Source organism: Pseudoduganella violacea (assembly GCF_014191875.1).
Lineage (GTDB): Bacteria > Pseudomonadota > Gammaproteobacteria > Burkholderiales > Burkholderiaceae_D > Rugamonas > Rugamonas violacea_A.
Window position 1 is genome coordinate 219,315 of the sequence record NZ_JACHXD010000007.1, and the last position, 26,289, is coordinate 245,603.

20 protein-coding genes are annotated in these 26,289 nt (G+C 64.4%); 8 read left to right on the forward strand and 12 right to left on the reverse strand.

All coding sequences use genetic code 11. The features are described from left to right. The first annotated feature begins 137 nt into the window (after positions 1-137). On the forward strand, positions 138-2,297 hold the full coding sequence (locus FHS03_RS14550; protein WP_183441671.1) for a S46 family peptidase: 2,160 nt from the start codon (positions 138-140) through the stop codon (positions 2,295-2,297). Between the two features lie 64 nt (positions 2,298-2,361). On the opposite strand, the gene FHS03_RS14555 is transcribed toward FHS03_RS14550, so the two are convergent. Next, complete coding sequence (locus tag FHS03_RS14555; RefSeq protein WP_183441672.1) at positions 2,362-2,679, reverse strand: DMT family transporter; 318 nt, start codon at positions 2,677-2,679, stop codon at positions 2,362-2,364. Between the two features lie 2 nt (positions 2,680-2,681). Continuing rightward, a complete protein-coding gene (locus FHS03_RS14560; RefSeq protein WP_183441673.1) occupies positions 2,682-3,290 on the reverse strand; it encodes a glutathione S-transferase family protein in 609 nt (202 codons plus the stop codon). Between the two features lie 92 nt (positions 3,291-3,382). Between FHS03_RS14560 and FHS03_RS14565 the strand changes: the two genes are divergently transcribed. Both FHS03_RS14565 and FHS03_RS14570 read left to right on the forward strand, forming a co-directional pair. Beyond that, positions 3,383-4,282, forward strand: a complete 900-nt coding sequence (locus tag FHS03_RS14565; protein ID WP_183441674.1) for a LysR family transcriptional regulator — start codon at positions 3,383-3,385, stop codon at positions 4,280-4,282. Positions 4,283-4,328: 46 nt separating this feature from the next. Continuing rightward, the gene (locus tag FHS03_RS14570) at positions 4,329-4,895 is read left to right on the forward strand and encodes an NADPH-dependent FMN reductase (RefSeq protein WP_183441675.1); all 567 of its coding nucleotides are present in this window, start codon (positions 4,329-4,331) and stop codon (positions 4,893-4,895) included. 18 nt (positions 4,896-4,913) lie between these two features. Here the strand turns inward: FHS03_RS14570 and FHS03_RS14575 are convergent, their stop codons facing one another. Further along, entirely contained in the window at positions 4,914-5,573 is a 660-nt protein-coding gene (locus FHS03_RS14575; RefSeq protein WP_183441676.1) for a hypothetical protein, read from the reverse strand. A 188-nt stretch (positions 5,574-5,761) separates the two neighbouring features. On the opposite strand from FHS03_RS14575, the gene FHS03_RS14580 reads away from it, so the two are divergent. The 3 genes from FHS03_RS14580 to FHS03_RS14590 all read left to right on the forward strand — a co-directional run bounded on the left by FHS03_RS14580 (position 5,762) and on the right by FHS03_RS14590 (position 10,630). Next, entirely contained in the window at positions 5,762-7,438 is a 1,677-nt protein-coding gene (locus tag FHS03_RS14580; RefSeq protein ID WP_371871702.1) for a M14 family zinc carboxypeptidase, read from the forward strand. Between the two features lie 64 nt (positions 7,439-7,502). Next, the gene (locus FHS03_RS14585; protein ID WP_183441678.1) at positions 7,503-9,692 is read left to right on the forward strand and encodes an FUSC family protein; all 2,190 of its coding nucleotides are present in this window, start codon (positions 7,503-7,505) and stop codon (positions 9,690-9,692) included. Further along, on the forward strand, positions 9,689-10,630 hold the full coding sequence (locus FHS03_RS14590; RefSeq protein WP_183441679.1) for an EamA family transporter: 942 nt from the start codon (positions 9,689-9,691) through the stop codon (positions 10,628-10,630). Before FHS03_RS14585 ends, FHS03_RS14590 begins: the two co-directional genes overlap by 4 nt. Here the strand turns inward: FHS03_RS14590 and FHS03_RS14595 are convergent. Further along, on the reverse strand, positions 10,627-12,123 hold the full coding sequence (locus tag FHS03_RS14595; RefSeq protein WP_183441680.1) for a sensor domain-containing diguanylate cyclase: 1,497 nt from the start codon (positions 12,121-12,123) through the stop codon (positions 10,627-10,629). The genes FHS03_RS14590 and FHS03_RS14595 overlap by 4 nt on opposite strands. A 200-nt stretch (positions 12,124-12,323) precedes the next feature. Here FHS03_RS14595 and FHS03_RS14600 point away from each other — a divergent pair, with 200 nt between their 5' ends. Further along, the gene (locus tag FHS03_RS14600; RefSeq protein WP_183441681.1) at positions 12,324-12,578 is read left to right on the forward strand and encodes a hypothetical protein; all 255 of its coding nucleotides are present in this window, start codon (positions 12,324-12,326) and stop codon (positions 12,576-12,578) included. A gap of 225 nt (positions 12,579-12,803) precedes the next feature. On the opposite strand, the gene FHS03_RS14605 is transcribed toward FHS03_RS14600, so the two are convergent. Further along, on the reverse strand, positions 12,804-14,279 hold the full coding sequence (locus tag FHS03_RS14605) for an APC family permease (protein WP_183441682.1): 1,476 nt from the start codon (positions 14,277-14,279) through the stop codon (positions 12,804-12,806). A 222-nt stretch (positions 14,280-14,501) separates the two neighbouring features. After that, positions 14,502-15,074 (reverse strand): YceI family protein, encoded by a 573-nt coding sequence (locus FHS03_RS14610; protein ID WP_183441683.1) that lies wholly within the window; start codon positions 15,072-15,074, stop codon positions 14,502-14,504. Positions 15,075-15,233: 159 nt separating this feature from the next. Here FHS03_RS14610 and FHS03_RS14615 point away from each other — a divergent pair, with 159 nt between their 5' ends. Continuing rightward, complete coding sequence (locus tag FHS03_RS14615; RefSeq protein WP_183441684.1) at positions 15,234-15,857, forward strand: glycine zipper 2TM domain-containing protein; 624 nt, start codon at positions 15,234-15,236, stop codon at positions 15,855-15,857. 57 nt (positions 15,858-15,914) lie between these two features. On the opposite strand, the gene FHS03_RS14620 is transcribed toward FHS03_RS14615, so the two are convergent. The 6 genes from FHS03_RS14620 to astA all read right to left on the reverse strand — a co-directional run bounded on the left by FHS03_RS14620 (position 15,915) and on the right by astA (position 26,282). Then, entirely contained in the window at positions 15,915-16,427 is a 513-nt protein-coding gene (locus FHS03_RS14620) for a DUF1993 domain-containing protein (RefSeq protein ID WP_183441685.1), read from the reverse strand. Positions 16,428-16,518: 91 nt separating this feature from the next. Continuing rightward, positions 16,519-17,550 carry a succinylglutamate desuccinylase gene (locus FHS03_RS14625; RefSeq protein ID WP_183441686.1) on the reverse strand — a complete coding sequence of 344 codons (1,032 nt, stop codon included), beginning with the start codon at positions 17,548-17,550 and terminating at the stop codon, positions 16,519-16,521. A gap of 13 nt (positions 17,551-17,563) precedes the next feature. After that, positions 17,564-22,291: an NAD-glutamate dehydrogenase domain-containing protein gene (locus FHS03_RS14630; RefSeq protein WP_183441687.1), complete on the reverse strand. Its 4,728-nt coding sequence runs from the start codon at positions 22,289-22,291 to the stop codon at positions 17,564-17,566. Between the two features lie 118 nt (positions 22,292-22,409). Beyond that, the gene (gene astB / locus FHS03_RS14635; protein ID WP_183441688.1) at positions 22,410-23,756 is read right to left on the reverse strand and encodes an N-succinylarginine dihydrolase; all 1,347 of its coding nucleotides are present in this window, start codon (positions 23,754-23,756) and stop codon (positions 22,410-22,412) included. An 8-nt stretch (positions 23,757-23,764) separates the two neighbouring features. Beyond that, complete coding sequence (gene astD / locus FHS03_RS14640; protein ID WP_183441689.1) at positions 23,765-25,240, reverse strand: succinylglutamate-semialdehyde dehydrogenase; 1,476 nt, start codon at positions 25,238-25,240, stop codon at positions 23,765-23,767. Beyond that, positions 25,233-26,282, reverse strand: coding sequence for an arginine N-succinyltransferase (gene astA, locus FHS03_RS14645; RefSeq protein ID WP_183441690.1), 1,050 nt, complete (start codon positions 26,280-26,282; stop codon positions 25,233-25,235). Before astA ends, astD begins: the two co-directional genes overlap by 8 nt. Positions 26,283-26,289 lie beyond the last annotated feature (7 nt).

The window sequence follows — 26,289 nt, forward strand, 5'->3', positions numbered from 1 at the left end:
GAATTTCCTTCAGCGTTTAGCCCCGATTTTGGTGTTGACGAATTCCTGCACGGTGCGGATACTCACGGATGCTCTTCAATCAAGTCAAAAGAGCACGCGCCGCTTCGACCACTTCATTCATCCAATCACACAATCGCATGAAAAAAACACTGATCGCGCTCGCCGTTCTGAGCACCGCTTCCGCCGCCTATGCCGACGAAGGCATGTGGATGCCGCAACAGCTGCCCCAGATCGCCAAGGATCTGAAAGCCGCCGGCCTGAAACTGGACCCCGCTTCCCTGACCAAGCTGACCGAGTTCCCGATGGGCGCCATCGTCAGCCTGGGCGGCTGCTCGGCCTCCTTCGTCTCGCCGCAAGGCCTGGTGGTGACCAACCACCACTGCGTGTACAACAGCGTGGCGCAAAACTCCCGTCCTGAGCGCGATCTGCTGGCCAACGGCTTCGTTGCCCGTTCGCTGAAAGAAGAGCTGCCGGCCGCACCGGGCAGCCGCATCTTCGTCACCACCGAAGTGCTGAACGTGACCGACAAGGTAGTCACCGCCGACGTGGCCAAGCTGAGCGGCAAGCAGCGCTCCGACGCCATCGAGAAAAACCAGAAAGCCATCGTGGCCGAGTGCGAAAAAGACGCCGGCCACCGCTGCACCGTGTCCTCCTTCTACGGCGGCCTGGAGTTCTACAAGATCAAGCAGCTGGAAATCCGCGACGTGCGCCTGGTGCACGCGCCACCGGCCGGCGTGGGCAAATTCGGCGGCGACACCGACAACTGGATGTGGCCGCGCCACACCGGCGACTACGGCTTCTACCGCGCTTACGTGAGCAAGGATGGCAAGGCCGCCGATTACAGCGAAGACAATGTCCCCTACGTGCCGAAGCACCACCTGAAGCTGGCCAAGGAAGGCGTGAAGGAAGGCGATTTCGTGATGGTGCTGGGCTATCCAGGCCGCACCAACCGCCACCGTCTGCCGTCGGAAGTGGCCTACACCTTCGATTCGAACTATCCAGCCTTCGTGAAAGCGTCGGGCGAAAACCTGGCGATCATCGCGCGCGAAACCAAGGATGACAAGGACGCCGCCTTGAAATACGCGGGCCAGGTCGCCAGCATCAACAACTACTACAAAAACCGCCAGGGCATGCTGAATTCCTACGCGGGCAGCGACTTCCTGGCGCGCAAAACCGCCCAGCACAATGAGCTGAAAGCCTGGGTCAACGCCAATCCTCAGCGCCAGAAGGAATTCGGCGCCGATATCGTCGCCGTGGAAAAACTGATCGCCCAGCGCGACGCCGAAACCAAGCGCGATTTCAACTTGTCCTACGGCCAGCCACGCCTGCTGAGCAGCGCCCGTTCGCTGTACCGCCTGGCGAACGAAACCCAGAAACCGGACGCCGAACGCAAGGCCGGCTACCAGGTGCGCGATCTGCCGCGCTTCAAGTCCAGCGTTGCCGGTCTGGTGCGTACCTATGACGAGAAAGTGGACAAGGCCCTGGTCCTGCACCACCTGAAAAACTACCTGGCCCAGCCAGCCGCCGAGCATAACGCCTCCTTCAACGCCGCCCTCGGCCTGAAAGCGGGCATGAGCGAAGCGGAACTGAAAGCGGCCATCGACACCCTGTACGCGGGCAGCAAACTGGGCGACGCCAAAGAGCGCGCCGCCTGGCTGGAAAAATCGCCGGCCGACTTCAAAGCCAGCAACGACAGCTTCATCAAGGCCGCCGTCGCCATGTATGAAGAGGGCTTGAAAGAAGAAGCCAAGGACGAAGAACTGGCCGGCAATATCCAGCAAGCCTACGGCAGCTACATGAAAGCGAAGATCGCCTTCATGAAGACCAAGGGCCAAGCCGTGTATCCGGACGCCAACAGCACCCTGCGCGTGACCTTCGGCAAGATCGCCGGCCGCGACCACGGCGCCGACGGCACCACCTGGACCGCCTTCACCACCGTCAACGGCGTGGCCGCCAAAGCCACCGGCCAAGGCGAGTTCAATGCGCCGCAAGCCCAGCTGGAAGCCATCAAGAACAAGGACTTCGGCAAGTTCGTCGATCCTAAGCTGAAGACCGTGCCGGTCAACTTCCTGGCGACGCTGGACATCACCGGCGGCAACTCCGGTTCCGCCGCGCTGAACTCGAAAGCCGAGCTGGTCGGCCTGGCCTTCGACGGCACGCTGGATTCCATCATCTCCGACTGGGACTTCAACAAAGCCAACACCCGCGACATCCAGGTCGACCTGCGCTACATGCTGTGGAATATGAAGCACATCGACAAGGCCAACAACCTGCTGAAGGAAATGAGCGCCGAGTAATCCCGCTCCCTTCCCCAAAAAGCCACGCCGCGGCAACGCAGCGTGGCTTTTTTTATTGCTGTGCTCAGGGCTGGGTGAGCTTGAGGCCGGCGATGGCGGCAATGATGGCGGCGATCAGCAACAGGCGCAGCGGGGCGGCGCTTTCGCCGTACAGCAGGATGCCGAGGGCGGCCGCGCCCGCGGCGCCGATACCGGTGAAGATGGCGAAGGCGGTGCCGACCGGCAGTTGGCGCAGCGCCAGCGTCAGCAGCGCGATGGCGCCGTTGGCGCAGGCCAGGCCCAGGATGCTTGGCCAGAGTCGGGTCCAGCCATCGGCGTACTTGAGCGCGATGGCCATGGCGATGTCGACCAGGGCGGCGGCCAGCAGCAGGAGCCAGGCCACCGTCAGTTCCCTTGCTGCCCGGCCAGCGCGCGCCGTACGGCGGGCCGCTGTTCGATGCGCGCCAGCCAGGCTTGCACCGCCGGCCAGGCGGCGATGTCGAGGCCCAGTTCATGATAGCTGTGCAGCCAGGGGAAGGTGGCCACGTCGGCGATCGAGTACTGCGCACCGGCCAGCCATTCGTTGCGCTGCAACTGGGTTTCCATCACGCCGTACAGGCGGCGCACCTCGCGTTCATAGCGTTCCAGCGCCTGGGCATTGTGCTCCTTGGTGCCGTGGCGGAAGTACCAGAGCTGGCCCAGCATCGGGCCGATGTGGGCCATCTGCAGGAACAGCCATTGCAGCACGCGGCTGCGCTCCTCGCCTTGCGCCGGCAGCAGGCGTCCCACCTTGTCGGCCAGGTGGATCAGGATCGCGCCCGATTCGAAGATGGCTTGCTCGCCGTCGACCAGCAGCGGAATCTTGTGGTTGGGGCTCATCTCGCTGAACGGCGCGAGATGCTGCTCGCCCGCGTTCAGATCGACGCGCCGAGTTTCATGCGCCAGTTCCAGTTCCTGCAGGGCGATGGCGATCTTGTGGCCGTTGGGCGTGTTGGCGGTGTAGAAGGTCAGCATGGCAAAGTCCTCATTCGATGGTCGATATGGGCAGTGTATGTTATGCAAAAATGCATTAAAATTAGAAAAATCAGCAGATTAATTCCGCAAATATGCATAAACTAGACTGGGAAGACTTGCGCTGCTTTGCCGCCGTCAGCCGCGGCGGCAGCATTTCGGCCGCCGCGCGCGAGCTGGGCGTCAATCACTCCACCGTGCTGCGCCGCCTCGATGGGCTGGAGCAGTCGCTGGGCGTGCGCCTGTTCGAACGCTTCCAGTCGGGCTATGTGCTGACGTCGGCCGGCGAGCTGCTGCACGATCACACGGGCGAGGTCGAAGAGCGCATCGAAACGGCCCAGCGCGCGCTGGGCGGGCTGGATGCGGAACTGAGCGGCGTCGTGCGCCTGACCACCACCGACACGCTGGCCCATGGCTTGCTGATGCCCATCCTGCAGCGCTTCCGCCAGCGCCACCCGGCCGTGCAGCTGCAGCTGGTGCTCAACAACAGCTTCCTGAACCTGACGCGGCGCGAGGCCGATATCGCCGTGCGCCCCTCCAACACACCACCCGATGCGCTCGTGGGCCGCAAGGCCGGCGTGGTGGCGAGCGCCTTTTACGCTTCGCGCGCCTACCTCAAAGAATTGGACAAGCAGGGCATCGCGCGCGACGACTGGGCCGCGCAGCGCTGGGTGGCGCCGGACGAGAGCCTGAGCCATCTGAGCATGGCGAAATGGATTGCCGCCCACGTGCCGCCGCAGCACATCGCGCTGCGCGCCGACAGCCTGCTGGCCATGCGCGACGCGGCGCTGGCCGGAATGGGCGTGGCCCCCCTGCTCTGCATGCTGGCCGAGGGCGAACGCAAGCTGGTGCGACTGGCCGCGCCGGAACCGCGCTTTCACACCCAGCTCTGGGTGCTCAGCCACCGCGACCTGAAACGTGTGGCGCGCATCAAGGCGCTGACGCAATTCCTGTACGACGAGCTGCGCGAAAATGCCCACGTTCTGCCGGCTTAGGTTACATTCACAAATCGTTGTTCATTTACTCAAATAGGAGCTTCACATGGCCGATAAAAAAATCGCTGTTCTCGTTGGCAGCCTGCGCAAGGAATCGCTGAACCGCAAGTTTGCACAGGAGCTGATCGCCCAGGCGCCGGCGGGCCTGCTGCTGGAAATCGTCGAGATCGGCGATCTGGGCCTGTTCAACCAGGATCTGGACGAAACCGGCCCGCTGCCCGCCGTATGGACCGCCTTCCGCGCCAAGCTGAAAGCCAGCGACGCCATCCTGATCGTCACCCCGGAATACAACCGTTCGGTGCCGGGCGTGCTGAAAAACGCCATCGACATCGCTTCCCGCCCATATGGCCACAGCATCTGGGACGGCAAGCCGGTCGCGGTGATGTCGGTGTCGCCAGGCGCCATCGGCGGCTTCGGCGCCAACCACCATGTGCGCCAATCCATGGTGTCGATGAACGCACCGGTAATGCCGGCGCCGGAAGCCTATATCGGCAACGCCGCCAGCCTGCTGGGCGAAGACGGCAAGGTAAGCAACGAGCGCACCAAGGAACTGCTGCAGAAGTTCATTACCGCCTTCAGCGCCTGGGCCGACACCAACGCGCCGAAAGCCTGATGTTTTTCGGGGCGGCGCCTAGCGCGCCGCCTGCAAGGACGGGCCGCGCTGCGTGACCAGCTCGCGCCGCAGATCGCGGATCACCCGTTCTCCCCCCTGCCATAGCACGGCCATGTCGGCGCCGGGCAGGCGCTCGGCGATCTGCTCGGCCGTCTCCCCCTCATCGCCGCTGACATAGATGCGACAGCTGCGCCAGCCCTGCTGAAAATCGAGCAAGGCGCTCAAACCGCCATGCGCCGGCATCGCCGTCAAGCGCAGGCGCACACCGGCCTTGCTCACATCCAGCGCCTCGAAAGCCTGCAAGCCGTGCAGGCGGCGCAGACCCAGCTCGCGCAGGCGGCGTAGCGCCGTCTCCGGCCCCAGCAAGGGAACCGACATATAGGGTTGCTGTGCCAGCCGCGCCAATTGTTCATCGCTGGCGCGCGACAGCAGCAACAGGTCGGGACGCGGATCGGGCCAGCCCGAATCCGGCATGGCGGCGGGATCGAGCAAAAGGCGCATCAGCCCAAAGCGCACTGTCAGCACGGCTGGCCCGGCAAAGCCCAGGCCTTCGCGGCAGCCCGGCGCATCCTCCCGCCGCAGCGGCACGCGCTCCGCCGCGATGGGCGGCGCCGCTTGTGCCACCGCGGCCGATAACGCGGCAAGCACGATGATCGTCAGTTTCCCGGTTTGTGTCATGGCTGGCTCCTCCAAGGTCGAACAACCTTGATAGCACGGGCCAGGGACGGGCTATCTGAAGCAGATCAAGGCCTGGCGCGGCGCGGGCAAAACATGGCCGAAATGCTACAATCCCAGCCTCGATGGCGCATTTATCCAGTGCGCGTTCATTTCCCACCATCTCTGAGATCCAGACCATGCAACGTGAAATGCTGACTCCCTATGAACAGGGCAACCAGAACCAGACCACCCTGTGGGCCGACTGCATAGCCTTCTATGAAGAACTGGCAAAACGCTTCCCCCAGGTACTGCGCTTCGAACAGGCAGGCATCTCCGATGCCGGCATCCCGGTGCATTTGGGCGTGGTAAGCGCCGACGGCGTGTTCGACCGCGAACAGATCAAGCGCGAAGGCCGCACCGTCTTCTTCAACAATAACGGCATCCACCCCGGCGAACCGGAAGGCGTGGACGCCTGCATGGCCATCGTGCGCGACCTGTGCTTCGAGCCGCAGCGCCTGGCCGCGCTGGGCAAGACCGTGCTGCTGTTCATCCCGGTTTACAACGTCGACGGTTGCCTGAACCGCGCCAATACCTCGCGCCCGAACCAGGAAGGCCCGGAGCTGTTCGGCTTCCGCGGCAACAGCCGCCATCTGGACCTGAACCGCGACTTCGTGAAATGCGACACGCTGAACGCGAAGCTGTTCAACCAGATCCTGACGGCCTGGGATCCGGACGTGATGGTCGATACCCACACCTCGAACGGCGCCGACTACAGCTACACCATGACGCTGATCCACACCCAGGCCGATAAGCTGGGCAGCGGTCTTGGCCCCTTCCTGCGCCACACCATGCTGCCGCACATCTTCCAGGAGATGGATGCGCGCGGCTGGCCGACCTGCCCTTACGTCAATCCCGTCAAGGACAGCCCGGACCACGGCATCGCCGAGTTCCTGGAAGTGCCGCGCTTCTCCACCGGCTTCGCCGCCCTGCACCATGTGATCGGCTTCATGCCGGAAACGCATATGCTCAAGCCCTACAAGGACCGCTACGAGTCGATGCGCGCCCTGCTGGACATCACCATGGCCTTCACCGTGGCCAATGGCGAGGAAATCAAGCAGCTGCGCGCCGCCGCCAAGGCCCAGGGCCGCGAACAGAAGGAATGGACCGTGACCTGGAAGATGGACGAGGCCAATCCGACCAGCTTCCGCTTCAAGGGTTACGAAGCGGTGTATTCGCCCAGCGTGATCGGCAACTACACCCGCCTGTCCTACGACCGCAGCAAGCCGTGGGAACGCGATATCCCTTACTACAGCAACTTCCTGCCCGACACCGTGGTGCGCGCGCCGAAAGCCTATGTGGTGCCGCAGACCTGGCGCGAAGTGATCGAGCGCCTGCAATGGAATGGCGTGGCGATGCAGCGCGTCGAGCAGGTCTCCACCGTGCAGGCGCAGTACTACCATATCGCCGGCGTGGTTTCGCGTCCCGGCCCGTACGAAGGCCATATGTTCCATGACGAGGTGCAGGTCGAAGCGCGCCAGGGCAGCTTCCAGCTGAACCCGGGCGACTACATCATCTCGCTGGACCAGGACAATGCGCGCTATGCCGTTGAGACCCTGGAACCGCAGGCGCACGACAGCTTCTTCCGCTGGGGCTTCTTCAACGCCATCATGGAGAAGAAGGAAGCGATCTCGGACTATGTGTTCGAAGACCTGGCCTCCGAGCTGCTGCGCACCGAACCCGAATTGAAAGCGAAATTCGATCAGTGGAAGGAAGCCAACCCGGAACTGCTGTGCAACCAGGACGCGGTACTGGGCTTCATCTTCCACAACTGCGCGCGTCACGCCGAACCGGAATGGCGCCGTTACCCGGTACTGTCCATCTTCTAAGAAGAACTGCGCCGCCCTGCGATCCAGGGCGGCGTTTTTGCGCGACCCTTTGCCGTTTATCGACATGCATTACGCTTTAAATCCGCGCACCTTTTTCTATAGCCACTATTTCCATTTGGGCTTGCGCTTCGGCGCGGGCCTGGTAGGCATCACCTTCCTCGCGCTGCAGTTCACCGATATGGAAACTGCGATGACGGTCGGCATCGGCGCCCTGTGCACGGCGCTGATGGATATGCCCAGCCCCCTGCGCCACAAATTCAACGAGATGCTGGCGTCGGTGCTGCTGTGCAGCGCCGTGACCCTGCTCATCAGCCTGTGCGCGCCCTATTACTGGCTGCTGATGACCACCCTGGTGCTGATCAGCTTCTTCGCCAGCATGATGGTGGTGTATGGGAAGAAGTCGATGCCGCTGCAGCTGGCCACCCTCTTCATCATGACGATGTCGATGGAGCACCAGATGACGCCGGCCCAGGCCTTCCACCACGTCGGCCTGTTCACGCTGGGGGCCATCGCCTACCTGGCCTATGCCATGGGCGTGGCCTGGCTGCTGCGCCACCGCATCAAGCAGCAGGTATTGGCCGAAGCCTTGTTCGAGCTGGCCGCCTATATCGACATCAAGGCCGACTTCTACGATGTGCGCTACAACCTGACGGAGCAGTTCAACAAGCTGGTGCGCCACCAGGCCTTGCTGGCCGACCGCCAGCAGGCATCGCGCGACCTGATCCTGCGCAGCCACCAGAACCGCAAGGACGCCATCGTGGTGCAGGTCCACGTCTGCATGCTGGACCTGTATGAACTGATCCTGTCCACGCATACCGACTATGCCCAGCTGCGCGTCCACCTGGTCGATTCGCCGGCCATGAAGACCTTGCACGATATCGCCTACAAGGCCGCGCGCGACATCGAATCGGTGGCGTATGCGGTGACGCGCAAGCTGGCGTCCTACGCGGCCATCAGCTACGAGCCGGAACTGGACGCCATCGAGGCCCATCTGCGGCAGCTGCAGGCCGAGGCCGACGCCGGCAAGCCGCGCCAGGAGGCGCTGGCCGTGCTGCGCGCCCAGCGCAACAAGATCCGCGCCATCATCCGCATGATCGGCGAGCTGCATGTGTCGAGCCAGCGGATTTACGAAGGCACGCCGTTCTGGGTCGACGCCGATATGCAACCCTTCCTCTCGCAGCAGAAGTACGAGCTGCAGCTGATGCGGTCGCACTTCCGCATGGATTCGCCGGTATTCCGCTTTTCGCTGCGGGTGGCGATGGCGATCGCCTGCGGCCTGGCCGTGGGCAGCCTGCTGCCGTATGCGGCGCACAGCTACTGGATCGTGCTGACCATCGTCATCATCCTGAAGCCCAGCTTCAGCATGACCAAGCAGCGCCGCAGCGACCGCATTGTCGGCACGGTGATCGGCTGCGTGATCACGGCCTTGATCCTGCGCTTCTTCAACTGGCCGGCTTTCATCATGGCCTGCCTGGTGCTGTCCACCATCGCCACGCCGACCTTCATCTACCTGCGCTACCGCTATGCGGCGATTGCGGTCAGTATCATGATCCTGCTGCAAATGAGCCTGGTGGCGCCGCACGATACGAACCTGATCACCGAGCGCCTGATCGACACCTTCATCGGCGCGGCCGTGGCCACGGTGTTCAGCTTTGTGCTGGCGAACTGGGAATACCTGAGCTTGCCGCGCCTGATACGCCAGGTGCTGGAGACGAATCTGAGCTATATGGAAGCGAGCTTCGCGCTGCTGCAAGGCCAGTCGCACAACGACTTCCCCTACCGCATCCAGCGCAAGCGCCTGATGGACAGCCTGTCCGGCCTGAGCGCGGCCCTGGTGCGCATGCTGGACGAACCGGCCAGCAAGCAGCGCGCGGTGGAAGACATCAACCTCTTCATCGTGCAAAACTATCTGCTGGTGGCCCATGTGGCGGCGCTGCGCGCCATCCTGCGCCGCCATGCCAAGGATATTCCGGCCGATGCGGTGAACGCCATGCTGCACTACAGCCATGACCAGGTAGGCCGCACGCTGGCGGCGGCCCTGGCAAGGCATGGCGGCACGGCGCCGCGCAAAGCGGGCATGGATGCGCTGACGCCGATTCCATCGAGCTTCGCCGAGGTGCCTTGGTCGGGCTGGCCGCTGGTGCAGCGCCGCATCCGGCTGCTGCAGGCCGATGCCGACAAGATCATCATCCACAGCGAAGCCATCATGCGCGACGTGGCGCCCGGGGCCACAGCGGCAGGCAGGCCGGCATGAGCGGCACGCCCCTGACAGGACGCGATCTCACGGCGGCGCTGTTCGTCGTTCTGATCTGGGGCACCAATTTCGTGGCGATGAAGTATGGCTTGCGCGACTTCACGCCTTTCCAGCTGGGCGCGGGCCGCTTCCTGTTTGCCGTGCTGCCGCTGGTATTCTTCATCCGCCCGCCCAAGCTGCGTTGGAAATGGCTGCTGCTGTATGGGCTGTGCCAGGGCGTGGGCCAATTCGGCTTCGTCTTCCTGTCGCTGAAGGTGGGCATGTCGGCGGCGCTGGCTTCCGTCATTTTACAGACCCAGATTTTCTTCACCGCCTTTTACGCCTTTATTCTGCTGGGCGAGCGCCCCAGCCACTCGCTGCTGGCCGGGCTGTTCCTGGCGGCGCTGGGGCTGGGCTGCTTCGCCGCCAACTATCTCGGGCCGGAGGCGCTGGCGGGCGGCACCACCCTGGGCGGCTTCTTGCTTTGCCTGTGCGGCGCTGCGATGTGGGCCGCGTCCAATATCGTGGTGCGGCGCGCCCAGCAAGCCACGCCGCAATTCGACACCCTGGCCTTCATGGTGTGGAGCAGCCTGGCGCCGATCCTGCCTTTCATCGCGCTCTCGCTGCTGTTCGATGCGCCGGAAAGCCGCTGGCACTGGACCGGCGCGCCGCTCGGCACCTGGGCCGCGCTGGCGTATCTGGGCTGGATGGCGACCATCGTCGGCTACGCGCTGTGGACCGGACTGCTGAAGCGGCACCCCGCCAACCGCGTGGCGCCATTCAGCCTGGGCGTGCCGGTGGTCGGCATCACGGCGGGCATGGCGGCACTGGGCGACGTCATCACCGGCTGGCAATGGGCGGGCATCGGCTTGATCGTGGCGGCGCTGGCCTGCGTGCTGTTCGGGCCACGGCTGTTCGGCGGCGCGGCGGACAAGGGCGGCGGCCGGATCAGCCGCTAGGCGAAGCAGACCTGATTGCGGCCCGCTCCCTTGGCCTGGTACAGCAGCGCGTCGGCCTGGCGCAGCATGGCTTCGGCGCTGCCGCTGGCGACGTCGACGGACACGCCCATGCTCATGGTGACCTTCAGGCAGGGGTGGATTTCCTGCCATGGATAATCCTCGATGCGGCGGCGCAGTTTCTCGCACAAGGCTACCGCCTGCGGCCCCGCCGTCTCGGGCAGGGCCAGCACGAATTCCTCGCCGCCATAGCGCGCCACCAGATCGCTTTGCCGGATATGGTCGCGCAGCAGCGCGCTCACCTGGCGCAGCACGGCGTCGCCGATGGCATGCGAGAACTGGTCGTTGATGCGCTTGAAGTAGTCGATATCGCCGATCATCAGGCTCAGTGGGCGCTGGTGGCGCACGGCCTGCTTGAACAGCGTGGTGGCCTGCTCGTCGAAGTGGCGGCGGTTATACAGACCGGTCAAACCGTCGCGGATACTCAGTTCGCGCAGCTGCGCCGCCTGCTGCAGGATGGTCTGGTGCGAGGCGTTCAATTCCGCGTGGCTGCGCGCCAGATCCTCGCTCATGGCGTTGAAGGCGGTCGCCAGCTCCGCCACTTCATCCTTGCCGCGCACCGGCACCTGCTGCAGCAGGGAACCTTTGTGCATGGCGCGCACTGCATTGGTCAGATAGCTCAGACGGCTGCTCAAGCTGCGGCTCAGGAGCAGGCCAAGGCCCAGCGCCAACGCGGTTGCCGCCGCCACGCCCGCCAGCAGCGAGGAGCGGATCGCGGCCAGGTATTCGCGCTCCTGCGGCGTGGGCGTCAGCACGCTTTGCGGCGAAACATAGGCCACGGTGCGCCCCTCCACCAACAGTGGACGCAGCCCCTTGCGCATTTCGACCGGCAGGATGCTGCCGTTGCGGGCCAGGCCGGCGCCCAGCAGCACGCGGTATTCGGCATCGGTCAGCAGGAAGCGGAACAGCGGCGGGCCGTCGCGGCGCGGGCGCGCCTCATGCGGCGGCGGATTCTCGGGCGGCCAGACCGGAGGCGGCGCTTCCAGCATGGGCGGTGGCGGCTCTTGCCCGGCACCGGGCAAGAGTGGGCGATGCCGTGGATGGCCGTCCGGCGGCATGCGCTGCGGGCCGTTATGCGGCGGCGCAGCATGCGGCGGCGGCGCACGGCGCTGGCCGGCATCGGGTTCATGGTGCGACTGGCGGTCCACTTCGGGCGGCATGCGCTCTAGCAGGTCGCTGGGACGTTCGCCCTGCGGCGCGCGCGCCTGGCGGCGCTGCACGAACTGGTCGAAGGATTCGCTGGCGATGGCCGTCTGCCAGTCGCCGTACTCGGCCAGGTAGGCGGTCATAAAGCTGTGAAAGTGCTGGGCGGCTTGCTGCTGGCGGATCGAGTCCACCTTGGCGTTGACGCTGATATAAGTAAGCCCGCCCACCAGGGCCACCGAGGCCAGCCCGGTCAGCAGCAGGGCCAGCATCAGTTTGGAACGCAAGGACATCCCGCCTTCTCCTGTTCTTTATCCAAGGCGGCATTGCCCTGAGGCTACTTATGATACATCAAGGATATAGTTACTTGCTTATTGCATGTAATTAGTTATGCGTTTGAGTGATGGATGGCATCACAAATCAAAAGTTTCCTTATGGATAGAACTGTACTATACTGCACTGCAACATAAGGATATTTACCAAGGAGGATCATATGTCCACCGCCACCAACATCACTTTCAATACTTATCAAGACCGCAGCTATGTCGCCAATGTGGCGCACGCTGCCCGCAACCTGCTGCGCGCCCTGTTCGCCGTGCAACCGGCCCGTGCCGCTGCCGCCAAGGACGAGATGATCTCGCGCGACCTGGCCCGCGACCGCGCCGCCCTGCTGTCGATGGCCCGCGATTTCGAGGCCTTCTCCCCGAGCCAGGCCGCCGAACTGCGTTATCTGGCATCGCGAGGTTAATCATGGCCATGATCAGCTTCCTCACCATCATCATCGCCGGTGCCGCCATCATGGCGCGCATTTGCCTGGTTCCCCTCGCCGAAGGCGAGGAATAAGAGGCTTATCAGCCTCTCGCAGTAAAAAAACCCGGCAATCGCCGGGTTTTTTCTTGTCCGCTCACCGCTGAGCCCGTGTCCACCTTGGTGCCAGGCACCAAGGTGGACACGGACCCAGCTATTGTCGGGGCTATTTCTGGTTCAGGCGCGAGTTGCGGATGCCATAAATGAAATAGGTCAGCACCGAGGCCACCATCCAGATCGCGAAGATGCGGAAGGTGGTGGTGGACAGGTCGCGCATGATGTACAGGCAGGCGAAGATCGACAGGCCCGGCACCACATACGGGCCGAAGGGCACGCGGAAGCCGCCTTTCTTCACGTCGCCGGCCTGGCGCTCCTTGCGGCGCATGACCGGCACGGCCAGCGACACCACGATGAAGGCGGTCAGCGTCCCCATGCTGACCATGTCCCACAGGAAGGTGGCGTCGACGAAGCCGGCCACCACGCCCACCACCATGCAAACGATCACGGTATTGCTGACCGGGGCCGAGGTGCGCGGGTTCACGGTCTGGAACGCCTTCGGAATCAGGCCGTCGCGCGAAATCGCGTACAGAATGCGGGTCTGGCCGTAAATCGTCACCAGGGTCACGCTGAAGACCGAAATCACGGCGCCGGCCGACAGCACCAGGGCCGGCCAGGCCTTGCCCGTCACGTTTTGCAGGATCACAGCCAGGCCGGCTTCCTGTCCCTCGAACATATGGGCCGGCTGGGCGCCCAGCGCCGCCACCGCCACCAGCAGATAGAACACGGTCACGATCAGCAACGCGCCGATGATCCCGATCGGCACATTGCGGCGCGGGTTGCGCACTTCCTCGCCGGCGGTGGCCACGGTATCCAGACCGATGAAGGAGAAGAACACGGTGCCTGCCGCCGCCGTCACGCCCGCCATGCCGGCAAAGCCCTTGCTGTTGTCGGTGTTGTAGAACGGCGTGAAATTGTCGATATTGAAGCCGGTGAAGGCGATCACCACGAAGAAGATCAGGATGGCCAGCTTGATCAGCACCATGATGGCATTGGTGGTGGCCGATTCCTTGGTGCCGCGGATCAGCAGGAAGCAGCACAGCACCACCAGGATGATCGGCGGCAGATTGATATGGCCGGGATGGAAGACCACGCCCTGCGGCCCGGACACGATCATCGGCGTGCGCAGCAGCTCCGGTATCTGCCAGCCAATGGCGTTGCCGAGGAAGTTATTCAGGTAGGCCGACCAGCCGATCGCCGTGGCGCTGGCAGCCAACCCATATTCGAGCAAAAGGCAGGCCGCCATGATAAAGGCGAGGAACTCGCCCACGGTGGCATAGGCGAAGGAGTAGGAGGAGCCGGAGGCCGGGATGCGGAAGGACAGCTCGGCATAGCATAGCGCCGTCAAACCGGCGGTAATGGCCGCCAGCAGGAAGGACAGCACGACCGAGGGGCCGGCTTTCGGCACCGCTTCCACCATGGTGAAGAAAATCCCGGTGCCGATGGTGGCGCCAACGCCGATCATCATCAGGGGGAACAGGCCAATGGAGCGGCTCAGGCCTGCCGCGGCGAGACTCTGGCCTTGTTCGGCATGAGCCTCGATCGGCTTGGTGCGGGTCAGTTTCTGGAACAGTGTTTGATTCACGCTTATCCTTTTGGTAATTCCAGCCTGCTGCGCCGCCGATCCCGCCGATCCTGCCGCGCCCTGCTCTGTCAATTTGTGCAAAAAAACAGCGATTATAGGGCCATCCGGCGCGCCGCCCGGTAAATCGCTGATGGTTTATCGTTTACGCAACAACACTGCCATTTCGGCCACATGGCAAAACAGCTGCGGCGGCGGCCGGCACGCGGCCGCGCGCGACGGACCTTATTCCGTTTTCAGCGCCTCGACCTGGATATTCAGCACCACATCCATTTTGAAGCCATAGTCCTTGCCGGCCGTGATGCCGAACTGGTCGCGCTGGATCACGGTGGCGATGTCGGCGCCGCACAGCTCGCGCTTGTTCAACGGATGGGGGATACATTTGAAGGAGTTGATCTTCAGGGTCACGGGTTTGCTCACGCCATGCAGCGTCAGTTCGCCCACGGCCTGGGTCGGCGCGCCTTTTTTAAAGCCGGCCAGCTTGCCCTTGAAAACGGCCTGGGGATATTTGGCGACATCGAAGAATTCCTCGCCCTGGGCCCAGGTATTGAGCTGGTCATGGCCGAAATCGACGCTGCCCATATCGATGTTCACTTCCACGCTGCCGCTGCCGGCGGCCTTGTCCAGCGTGACCTTGCCGCTCGATTTATTGAACTTGCCGCGCCATTTCGAAATGCCCATATGATCGGCTTCGAAGCTGGGGAAGGTGTGGGCGGGGTCGATCTCGTAGCTGGCCGGCGCGGCCAACGCGGCGCCGCTCATTGCGGCCAGCAGCAGCATCGGGAAAAAGCGCTTCATGCAAGTCTCCGGAAATTATTGTGGCGCCCAGTGTAACCTTGTTTTTAGAGTTGTTCGTTACACATGCTTACTTTTGATACAGCGCCATGTCTAGCCTGGCAAAGCGGTGCTCTGTAATCTGAGTCCACGCTTTACAACGACAGCAAAAGGAGCCAAGCCATGTACAAGAAGATCCCGACCAGCACCGCGCCACGCATTCATCCCCTGGTGGCCGGCGCAGCCATTTCCGTGACTTTGCTCAGTCTCGTTGGAACAGCGGCGATTGCCGGCTGGCTGCCGTCCTCGCGCGGCGAACCGTCGGCGCAGATGCAGCCGGCCATGGTGCAGCCCACCAGCGCGGTGAGCGGACAAGGTCCGGCCGCGCCATCCGCAGCGCCGGCAGCCAGCGCACCGGCTCCCGGTTTCATCCAGGTTTCGGCTCCGGTCCCGGCGAATGCCGCGCAGGTTCCAGCCCCACAGGCAGTAATCGCGCCGCAAGCGGCCCCGGTGCAGCAGGCGGCACCCGTGCAGCACAAGCCGCGCGTGCAGCGCGTCAGCCACGAACAGCCGCGCAATGAAGCGCGCTATGAGGACGAGCGTCGTGCGCCGCGCGAGCCGCAGGTCAGCCAGCAGCAGCAAGGTCCGAATTATGTCGGCATCGGCGCCGGCGCGCTGATCGGCGGCCTGCTGGGCAACCAGGTGGGCAGCGGCAATGGCCGCAAGCTGGCCACCATCGCGGGCGCCATCGGCGGCGGCTATATCGGCAACGAAATCCAGAACCGCCAGCAGAACCCGCAGCGCTAAGCAATACGCTCCTGGCCTGCGAGCCGCCCGAACCGTTACCGGTTCCGGCGGCTTTTCTTATTGCGGATAGGGACCGAGGTAATCGATCTTGCCGATATCGACGCCCTGGCTGCGCAGGATGCCGTAGGCGGTGACGAGGTGGAAGTAGAAGTTGGGCAGGCCGAAGCTGATCTGGTAATCCGCGCCGCCGAAAGTGGGCTGGATCGCTTCCCAGTTAAGCGTGATCTCTTTCGATTCGGCCTGGTCGACCAGCTCGCGGCCGACGCTTTCCAGATACGCCAGCGTGGCGTCGATGCGCTCCTGCAGCTGCTGGAAGGTCGCCTCGTTATCCTCCATCGACGGCGCCTTCACGCCCGACAGGCGGGCCACCGACATCTTGGCCGTATCGCAGGCATGCTGCACCTGGGCCGACAACGGCATCATGTCAGCGGCCAGGCTGGCGTTGAACAGCACATCGGGAATCATGCCCTGCTCTTCCGCGAACGCCTCGCCCTTCTTCAGCAAGTCCGACAACACCTTCAAGCCGCGCACGAAAGCGGGCACCGAAATCTGATACATCGACAGCGGCATGGCATCTCCTTCTTCGAATGATTGAGAACCTTGCGAGTCTAGCGCAAGCGCCGCAATCGCGCTTGCCGCCGCTCAGGCGCAGGCGGCCGGATCAGGAAACGCGCACCACCATCATGCCGGCGCGCAGGCCAATACGCACGTCGGGGTTGGGGAAGACCACCAGCTCTTCGGCATGCTGCACGGTGTAGATCTTGTCGCCGTCGCGGGCGATTTCGGCGCCTTGCGGCAGGGCCGTGAAGTTTTGCGTTTCGCGGCCGAAGGCCATGGTGAAGCCGTCACTGAGCTTGATGATGTTCTGCGCGACCTTGAACACATGCGGTTGCGTCACGGCGGGACGTTGTCCTGCGCCGCGCAGCAGATCGTCCAGCGCCTGCGAGGCGTGTACGAACTGGCTCAAGTCATTCTGGCCCAGGGTGCCGATGCGGCCCAGTTCCACCGTGGTGCCGGCGGCGCCGTGATGCTCGGCGCTGTAGTAGCTGTAAGTCCCTGCGGAGGCGGGATTCATGATGATGGCTTCGATGCCGGCCTGACCCAGCCAGCCGATCAGGCCATGCCGGGCTTCATCGGCGATCAGGTCGGGCACGATGGCGAACATCGGATACACCGAGGGACGGATAGCCGTGTGCAGATCCAGATGCCAGCGCTGCGGCCCGGCATCCTGGAAGAAGGCGGTGGTGGCGGCGATCATGACGTCGGCGCGCGCCGCTTCGGCCGTGCCTTCCAGCGTGCCGCGTTCGGCGCGGAACATGCGGTTCAGGTCCGCGTCGATAAAGCGCTTGCCGGCGCGGATGGCGCCGATATTGCCGACGCAGATCATCAGATCCACGGCCAGCGCCTGCGGCTCGCGTGCCAGGGCGTCGAGCAGCCAGGCCACCACTTCGATCGGGCCGGTTTCGTCGCCATGCACGCCGACGGAAACCAGCACCGCCGGGCGGGTTGCGGCGGCAGAGTCGCCGCGCGGCTGGCGGATGGTCAGGATGCCGTCGGCCGGTTCGCTGACGCTGAAACCGGCACTGGTGAAACTGCGCGCGACGGCGCCAAAATCGGCCTCCGCCAGCGCGCGTACCGCATCCGGCAGCGCGGATGCGCCGCCGGTGCTTGCTGCATTTACTTCATTTGCCATTACGTATGCTACCTTATGCTGCCTGTGCCAGAGTGCCGGTATTGGTCGCTTCGGACAGCGCCCATACGTCCAGCATCGCTTGTTCCAGATCGCTCGCCACCGCATAGCCGGACAGGCCCAGGGTGCAGGTCACGACTTCCACCGCTTCGGCCGCGTCGTGGCCATTGGTGGCGCGCTGCAGCACCTGGGTCAGCAGACGTTGCTGGGTGCGGCGCAGGGCTTGCTGGGCGTAGCTGCGCAACTGCTCCTGCGATTTGCTCAGGGCCGGCAGTTTCAGGCCGCGTTCCAGCGTATCGATGCCGGCCTGGCTGCGCAGGGACATGCCCACTTGCAGGAAGGCTGGCAGGTCCATGCCCGCCGGACGTTTCACCGCCAGCGCGGCAAACACGAAGGCCGCCACGCCTTCGATGGCGTCGACTGCTTTCCAAGCTTGCGCGAATTCGGCGCGCAGCTCTGGGTGACCATCGGCATCAGACTCGGTCTGGCCGGCCACCAGCTGCTTGAGCAGGGCCGGTTCGGCGAACAGGCGGGTCAGCTCAGCCACGCCAGGACCGGAGCGCAATTGATCGCGCGGCACCGCCAGCACACCTTCGATCACGGCTTTCAGCATGCTGCGGGTGCGCGCATCGACCTTGATCGACACGGCGCGCGGGACGTTCAGCGCATCGGCGTCCAGGGTGTCGAAGATCGGCGCCAGGTTCAGCGCCGACCATGCCTGGCCCCAGGCCAGGATCACGTCGGACTCGCTGCCGCCATGCTGGGCCGCCAGGTCGCGCAGCATCAGCGGGCCGCAACGGTTCACCACTTCATTCGCCAGCACGGTGGCCAGAATGGCATTGGCCAGCGGGTGGGCCAGCGCGGAGCGGGTTGCCACCAGCAGGTCGGGGAAGTAAGGCTTGAGCACCGGCTCGGCCCAGCTTTCCTCGGTCAGCGGCAGGGCCGACAGGATGCGCTTGTAGCGGTTCTTCACGTTGGCGATCACCACCGCCAGTTCCGGCGTGGTCAGGCCGCGGCCATCGGCTTTGCGGCGCGCCAGTTCGGCCACGCTCGGCAACTGTTCCAGCTCGCGCGACAGGGCGCCCTCTTCTTCCAGGCTGGCGATCAGGGCGGCATAGCCATCCTGCACCGCGCTCTCGCTCTGCGCTTGCGCTTCGCGCACCAGCAAACGGGTTTGCTGGGTGTTGTCGCGCAGGACCAGGCGCTCGATGTCGCCGGTCATATCGTTCAGCACGCGGTTGCGGTCTGCTTCGCTGAGCTGGCCGGCGTTCATTTCCACGTCCAGCCACATCTTCGCGTTTACCTCGTGGTCGGAGCAATCCACGCCGGCCGAGTTGTCGATCGCATCGGTGAAGATGCGGCCGCCCGCCAGCGCGAACTCGATGCGGCCGGACTGGGTCGCGCCCAGATTGCCGCCCTCGGCCACCACCTTGCAGCGCAGCTCACTGCCGTTGACGCGGATATTGTCGTTGGCGCGGTCCTTGACCTGGGCGTTGGTTTCAGCCGAGGACTTGATATAGGTGCCGATGCCGCCGTTGTAGAACAGGTCCACCGGCGCCAGCAGGATGCGGTGCATCAGCTCTTCCGGCGCCAGCGCAGTTTCCTCGATGTCGAGCGCGGCGCGCACCTGCGGCGACAGCTCGATGGAACGGGCGCTGCGCGGATACACGCCACCGCCCTGCGAGATCAGTTCCTTGTTGTAGTCCTCCCACGAGGAGCGCGGCAGGGCGAACATGCGCTGGCGCTCGGCGAAGGATTTGGCGGTATCCGGATTCGGATCGAGGAAGATGTGGCGGTGGTCGAAGGCCGCCAGCAGCTTGATCTGGTTCGACAGCAGCACACCGTTGCCGAACACGTCGCCCGACATATCGCCCACGCCCACCACGGTGAACGGGGTGGTGTTCATATCGTGGCCCATCTCGTAGAAGTGGCGCTTGACCGCTTCGAACGCGCCCTTGGCCGTGATGCCCATCTTCTTGTGGTCGTAGCCGTTCGAGCCGCCGGAGGCAAAGGCGTCGCCCAGCCAGAAGCCGCGCTTGACGGCGATGCCGTTGGCGATGTCGGAGAAGGTCGCGGTGCCTTTGTCGGCGGCCACCACCAGGTAAGGATCGTTGCCGTCGTAGCAGACCGTGTCCTCAGGCGAGACGATCTTGCCCAGCACGCGGTTGTCGGTCACTTCCAGCAGGCTGGCGATGAACAGGCGGTAGACTGCTTCGCCCTCGGCCGCCACCACATCGCGCGTGGCGTCTTTCGGCATCTGCTTGCAGACGAAGCCGCCCTTGGCGCCCGCAGGCACGATCACGGCGTTCTTCACCATCTGCGCCTTCACCAGGCCCAGCACCTCGGTGCGGTAATCCTCCATGCGGTCGGACCAGCGCAGGCCGCCGCGCGCCACAGGGCCGCCGCGCAGGTGCACGCCCTCGAAGCGGCGCGAGAACACATAGATTTCGCGGAAGGGACGCGGTTCCGGCACCAGGGATAGATTGCTGGTGTCGAATTTGAAGATGATCTTGTCGCCCTGGTCGGCGTTCTGGAAGTAGTTGGTGCGCAGGGTCGCCAGAATCAGATCGATCAGCGCGGCCAGGATCACTTCCGTATCCGCATGGTTCAGCGCGGGCAGGCGGCCTTTGATGGCTTGCAGCGTGTCGCGCGCGGCATTGCGTTCGCCCTCGCCCAGCGCCGGATTGAAGCGCTGGCTGAAGGCGTCGACGATTTCCTTGATGATGGCGGGCTGGCGGCGCAGGCTCTCGGCGATGTAGCGCACGGAGAATTGCGTGCCGGCCTGGCGCCAGTAGCTCATATAGGCGCGCACCAGCTGCACCTGGCGGGTATTCAGGCCGCCTTCGATCACCAGGCCGTTCAGGCGGCCGTCTTCGGCTTCGTCATTGAGCAGGGCGCTGAACAGGTCCTGGGCCACGGGGGCGATGCCTTCGCGCGCCAGTTTGGCGGCGCTGTCGGCGTCCACGCCCAGGCTGGTGACGTAATAGCGTTTGCCGTCTTCGGTGCGGATCGAATGCGCCTGTTCGCGCTCGATCGAGACGCCGGCGTTATGCAGGGCCGGCAGGATGGCCGACAGCGCAGGCACGCGGTCCACCGAATACAAGCGGATGGAAGTGGCCGGATTGGCTTCGGTCGCCAGCTCCACGCGCACGGCGATGCGGTCGCTGATGCCGTTGCGCAGAATGGTGCCCAGATCGTGGAAGGCCACGCTCGGCGAGGTGGCGCTGACGTAGTCGAGCGGCAGGGTCGAGCACATCTTGCGCAGGCTGTTGCGCAGCGGCTCGTCGAACACCGCGTCGGACAATTCGGAGAAGCTGTTGTGCCAGCCGTCCAGCACGGACAGCAGCGGACGCTGGATATCGCTTTCCAGGTCGAGCGGATAGCGCGCGGCGTGGGCGATCAGGTAGACGCGGGCCAGCGGGCCGTCGGCCACCAGGGTCTGCGAGCTGACATGGCTGGCGCCCGAGCTTTGCTGCAGCGCCTTGGCCAGCGCCGACGCGACGCTGGCGCTATAGCGTTCGCGCGGCAGATACACCAGCACGTTCAGGTGGCGCGCATACACGTCGCGGCGCGCGAAGACCTTGGTGCGCGGCTGCTTGTACAGCGACACCACGGAACCGCACACCTCGGCCAGCCATTGCGGCTCGGCTTCCAGCGCTTCGGTGCGCGGCAGCGATTCCAGGATCTCGACGAATTTCTCGGCGCGGAAACCTTCCTTGCGCACGCCGGCGATCTGCAGCACCTGGGCGATGCGGCCGCGCGCGAAAGGCAGGCGGGCCAGCGGGGTCAGGTTGGCGGCGCGGGTGAACAGGCCGACGAAGCAATGCTCGCCCAGGATGGCGCCGCTGGAATCGGTGTTGCGCACGCCGATGAAGTCCAGCTGCTGGTCGCGGTGCAGGGTGCCGCCCACGTCGGCCTTGACGATGGACAGGGTGTGCGGACGCTTGGACAGGGTGTCGAAGTCGCCCGGGATATTCGCCAGGCAGCCGCCGTACACGGGATGCGCCGTATCCTGCAGCACGCCGATGCGGCTTGGAATATCGCGTTCCAGTTCGCGCGCGCCCGGCTTGACCTGGTAGTAGGCATAGCCGTGCACTTCAAAACCTTCATTGCCGGCCCACTCCAGGAAGGCGGCCACTTCCTGGCCCTCCTCGCCGTGGGCGGCAGCGGCGGCGGCCACGCTGCTGAAGCGCTCCTTCATCGCCGCCAAGTCGCGCCGCACGATGGCCGCGTCCCGCGCCACCATCTCGATGCTTTGCACCAGCGCCTGCAGGGCGTCGCCCTGCAGTTCTTCGGCCAGCAGGCAAAGCACATAGGATTCCTGCTTGTCGCCGTCGGCGCCGACCTTGTTGACCACGCCGGCAGCGTCGCGGCCCACGCTCAGCACCGCGTTCAGGACGCCATTCACGGCCACGCGCTGCTTGCGCATCGCCATGACGATGGAGTCCACCAGATAAGGCATATCGTCGTTCAGGATCAGCAGGGCCGTGGCATGGCCGCCACGGCCATCGGCGTAGCGCAGCTTGGCGATCTGGCAGCCGGTGCTGCTGCGGCGCGCGGCCTGGGTGAAACCTTCTACCAGCAAGGGAGCAAGACTATTGGGCGAGGTGTCCGCCAGATCTTCATCATCCAGCGCGCCCAGCCAGGCACTGATCAGGGCCGGGACTTGCCCGCCGTCGGCGGGCTTGCCCGCGTTGACCAGTTCCAGCGTCTGTTTTCTCAGCTCTTGCGGCATTTGTTTCATCTTGCTTCTCCAATACGTTATGTGTATTTCGCCTGCTCGCCCCGGCTTGTGGCTGCGCGGCAGCGATGAATCAGGAGGCGGAAGGTCATTCCGCCCTACTTTGGGATGCTATCTGAAATTACAAATCAAAATCATACAGGCCTGGCAGGCCCAGGATCATGCTCAATTCCTCCAGTGCGGCGTGCACTTCCAGCGCCAGCGCCGGATCGGCCAGATCCTGCGGCTCCAGACGGTCGCGGTAATGCTTCTCGACCCAGGCCACCAGCGTATGGTACAGCGACTCGCTCATCACCACACCTTGGTGCATTGCAGCAGATTCTTCCTCGGTCAGCGCCACGCGCAAACGCAGGCAGGCAGGCCCGCCGCCATTGCGCATGCTCTGGCGCAGATCGAAGTGCACCAGCTCGTCGACCGGGCCGCCGCTGGCCACCAGGCCTTGCAGGTAGCGCGCCACGGCGGCGTTTTCCTGGCACTCGTGCGGCACCACCAGGGCCATCTTGCCATCGGGCTTGGACAGCAGCTGGCTGTTGAACAGATAGCTGGCCACGGCGTCGGCCACCGACACCATGCCGGTATCGACGCGCAGCGCGTTCAGCTCAGCGCCGACGCCGGCCATGGCCTGGCGCAGTTGCGACAGCGCGCCCGCTTCGTCGGCAAAAGCCTGCTCGTGGTAGAACAGCACATTGCCGTTGCCGACCGCGATCACGTCGTTGTGGAACACGCCCTGGTCGATCACATCCGGATTCTGCTGGATGAAGACGCTGCGTGGCGCCGCCAGGCCGTGCAGGCGGGCCACGGCCTGCGACGCTTCCAGCGTGTGGCGGGCCGGATAACGCTTCGGCGCCGGAGCCGACGCATCGAACTCCGCGCGGCCGTAGACGAACATCTCCACGCCCTGGGCGCCATGGCTGGCGCACAGGCGGGTGTGGTTGGCCGCGCCCTCATCGCCGAAAGCGGGCGTGCCGGGCAAGGCGTCATGCACGGCAAAGCGGGTGCCGTCATTGAAGATGGCGCGCAGCGCGCGCGCCGACTGCACGTGCTCGAAAGCGCGGTGCAGCTTGTTATTCAGGTTCGCCGGCGTGAAATGCACGCGGCCATCGGCGGTATCGGCCGAGGGGCTGACGGTGGCGGCGTTGGCCGTCCACATCGGCGAGGCCGAGTAGGCGCAAGCCAGGATCACCGGCGATTCCTTATAGGCCTGCTGCAGCACGTCGGCATTGCTGCCGCTGAAACCCAGGCTGCGCAGCAGGCGGAAGTTGGGACGGTCCTGCGGCGGCAGCAAAGCCTGGGCGAAGCCGCGCGCCGCCAGGGCGCGCATTTTCTCCAAGCCTTGCAAGGCCGCCTGTTTCGGATTCGATGCGCTCTTCACGTTATTGAAGGACGCCACATTGCCAAAGGACAGGCCGGCGTAGTTGTGCGACGGGCCTACCAGGCCGTCAAAATTGAATTCGCGTGCGGAGCGCATGGTATTCCTTAGAAGTTCAGACCGGGGGAGAGCTTGGCGGGCATTTCCAGCGCGCCGTTCTCGATGGATGCAACCGGATAGGCGCAGTAGTCGGCCGCGTAATAGGCGCTCGGACGGTGATTGCCCGATTTGCCCACGCCACCGAACGGCGCGCTACTGGCCGCGCCCGTGGTCGGACGGTTCCAGTTGACGATGCCGGCGCGGGCGCGCTGCTGGAACTGCTTCCACAGCGACTCGTCGTTCGAGATCAGGGCGGCGGCCAGGCCGAAGCCGGTGTTATTGGCGGCGCGCACGGCGCTGTCGAAGTCCTTCACGCGCACGATCTGCAGCAGTGGGCCGAACCATTCCTCGTCCGGAATGCCCTGGGCATTGGTGACGTCGACGATGCCGGCCGAAACGAAGCCGGTGCCCGCTTTCAGCTGGCGCATTTCCAGCAGCAGCTTGCCGCCCTTGGCGACCATATCGTTCTGCGCCTGCACCAGGCGCTCGGCCACGGCGGCCGAGACCACCGGCCCCATGAAGGGCGCCGGCTCGGCGTTCGATTCGCCGACCACGATCTTGCCGGCCACTTCCACCAGGCGCTGGATGAAGGCGTCGGTTTCCGGCGTATCCTGCACGATCAAGCGGCGCGCGCAGGTGCAGCGCTGGCCGGCCGAAATGAAGGCGGAGGAAATCGCCATGAAGACGGCGGCGTCGATATTCTTCGCATCCCATACCACCAGCGGGTTGTTGCCGCCCATTTCCAGCGCCAGCAGCTTGCCTGGCTGGCCGCCGAACTGGCGGTGCAGAGCCGCGCCGGTCTGGCTGCTGCCGGTAAACAGCACGCCGTCCAGCAGCTCGTTCTGGCCCAGGGCGATGCCGGTATCGCGGCCACCGTTGACCAGATTCACCACGCCGGACGGCACGCCGGCTTTTTCCCACAGCTGCACGGTTTTCACGGCGGTGCGCGGCGCGTATTCGCTCGGCTTGAAGACCACCGTGTTACCGGCGATCAGGGCCGGCACGATATGACCATTGGGCAGGTGGCCGGGGAAGTTGTAAGGACCAAACACGCCGAACACGCCATGCGGACGGTGGCGCAGCACGGCTTCGCCATCGGCCACGGTGTTACGGGTTTCGCCAGTGCGCGCGCCATGGGACTGGATCGAGATATCGACCTTATTGGCCATGGTGGTGACTTCGGTGCGCGCTTCCCACAGCGGCTTGCCCACTTCCTCGGAGATCAGCAGCGCCAGCTCCTCGGCGTTTTCTTTCAGCAGGTCGCGGAAACGGATAACGACGGCGATGCGCTCTTCCAGCGGTTTCCAGGACCAGGCTTCAAAGGCGGCGTGCGCGGCGGCGCAAGCCTCGGCCACGTCCTGCGCGGTGGCTTCGCGGCTGGCCCAGGTCTGCTGGCCGTTGGCCGGATTGACGGTGACCAGCTCAGCGCCGCTGCCGGCCTTCCATTGGCCGTTGATGAAGTTGCTCAGTGCTTGTTCAGACATTGGTATTCTTCCTCACGTTGAGAGACAGGGTGCGCACGGTGTCGCCCGCCTTCACGCCCAGCAGTTTCTGGTCGGCGGCGGACAGGTCGATCTTGCCGTTTGCCGGGCTGGCGTCGGACAGGATCATGCGGAAATCCTTGAGCACCGTATTCGACACCAGCATCGGTTCCGGATTCGGCGCGCAGGCATGGGTTGCATCGCTATCGATTTCCACGCCGACCAATTCGCTGTCGCGCATGGCGCGCAGCTCCGAGGTGCGCGCCTGCAGCACGGGGCCGGCGTCGAAGATGTCGATATAGCCTTCGAAATACATGCCCTCCTGTTCCAGCAGGCGGCGCGCCGGCTTGGTCGCTTCGTGCACCTCGCCCACCACATCCTGCGCGTCCTGCGGCAGATAGGCCACATACATGGGCTGGCGCGGCATCAGTTCGGCGATGAAGGACTTCTTGCCCAGCGCCGTCAGGTCGTCCACATGGTGGAAATCCATCTTGAAGAAATGGCGGCCCAGGCCTTCGTAGAAAGGCGAGCTGCCGTCCGGCGCCTGGTAGCCGCGCATCTCGGCGATCAAGCGTTTGGTGAACAGATGCGGGAACTGGGCGATGAACAGGAAGCGGCACTTCGACAGCAGGCGGCCGGTATTGCCGCTGCGGTAGTCGGGGTGCAGGAACAGCGAGCACAGTTCCGAGCTGCCGGTCAGGTCGTTCGACAGGTACAGGGTTTCCATGCGCGTGAACACATCGAGCTCGCGGCTGGAGTGCACCAGAGTGCCGATGCGGTAATTGTAGAAAGGCTCGGTCAGGCCGACCGCCCCCTTGATGGCGCACACCCCGGCCAGGCGGCCGCTGGTGGTGTCCTCCATCACGAACATATAGTCGCGCTCTTCGGGCGGAATGGTCTCGGCAAAGGAAGCGCAGGCGATCGCCAGGCGGTCGCCCAGCATTTTCATGTCCGGCTTGAGCGTGGTCATGCCGGTGCCGACCTGGCTGGCCAGACCGTACAGGGCATCCAGGTCGGATGCGTTGATGGCGCGTACAACTAGCATAGCTCTC

Coding starts and splice junctions, on each gene's coding strand:
- FHS03_RS14550 (WP_183441671.1), top strand. CDS start 138: ATGAAAAAAACACTGATCGCGCTCGCCGTTCTGAGCACCGCTTCCGCC.
- FHS03_RS14560 (WP_183441673.1), bottom strand. CDS start 3,290: ATGCTGACCTTCTACACCGCCAACACGCCCAACGGCCACAAGATCGCC.
- FHS03_RS14565 (WP_183441674.1), top strand. CDS start 3,383: ATGCATAAACTAGACTGGGAAGACTTGCGCTGCTTTGCCGCCGTCAGC.
- FHS03_RS14570 (WP_183441675.1), top strand. CDS start 4,329: ATGGCCGATAAAAAAATCGCTGTTCTCGTTGGCAGCCTGCGCAAGGAA.
- FHS03_RS14575 (WP_183441676.1), bottom strand. CDS start 5,573: ATGACACAAACCGGGAAACTGACGATCATCGTGCTTGCCGCGTTATCG.
- FHS03_RS14580 (WP_371871702.1), top strand. CDS start 5,762: ATGCTGACTCCCTATGAACAGGGCAACCAGAACCAGACCACCCTGTGG.
- FHS03_RS14585 (WP_183441678.1), top strand. CDS start 7,503: ATGCATTACGCTTTAAATCCGCGCACCTTTTTCTATAGCCACTATTTC.
- FHS03_RS14590 (WP_183441679.1), top strand. CDS start 9,689: ATGAGCGGCACGCCCCTGACAGGACGCGATCTCACGGCGGCGCTGTTC.
- FHS03_RS14595 (WP_183441680.1), bottom strand. CDS start 12,123: ATGTCCTTGCGTTCCAAACTGATGCTGGCCCTGCTGCTGACCGGGCTG.
- FHS03_RS14600 (WP_183441681.1), top strand. CDS start 12,324: ATGTCCACCGCCACCAACATCACTTTCAATACTTATCAAGACCGCAGC.
- FHS03_RS14610 (WP_183441683.1), bottom strand. CDS start 15,074: ATGAAGCGCTTTTTCCCGATGCTGCTGCTGGCCGCAATGAGCGGCGCC.
- FHS03_RS14615 (WP_183441684.1), top strand. CDS start 15,234: ATGTACAAGAAGATCCCGACCAGCACCGCGCCACGCATTCATCCCCTG.
- FHS03_RS14620 (WP_183441685.1), bottom strand. CDS start 16,427: ATGCCGCTGTCGATGTATCAGATTTCGGTGCCCGCTTTCGTGCGCGGC.
- FHS03_RS14625 (WP_183441686.1), bottom strand. CDS start 17,550: ATGGCAAATGAAGTAAATGCAGCAAGCACCGGCGGCGCATCCGCGCTG.
- FHS03_RS14630 (WP_183441687.1), bottom strand. CDS start 22,291: ATGAAACAAATGCCGCAAGAGCTGAGAAAACAGACGCTGGAACTGGTC.
- astB (WP_183441688.1), bottom strand. CDS start 23,756: ATGCGCTCCGCACGCGAATTCAATTTTGACGGCCTGGTAGGCCCGTCG.
- astD (WP_183441689.1), bottom strand. CDS start 25,240: ATGTCTGAACAAGCACTGAGCAACTTCATCAACGGCCAATGGAAGGCC.
- astA (WP_183441690.1), bottom strand. CDS start 26,282: ATGCTAGTTGTACGCGCCATCAACGCATCCGACCTGGATGCCCTGTAC.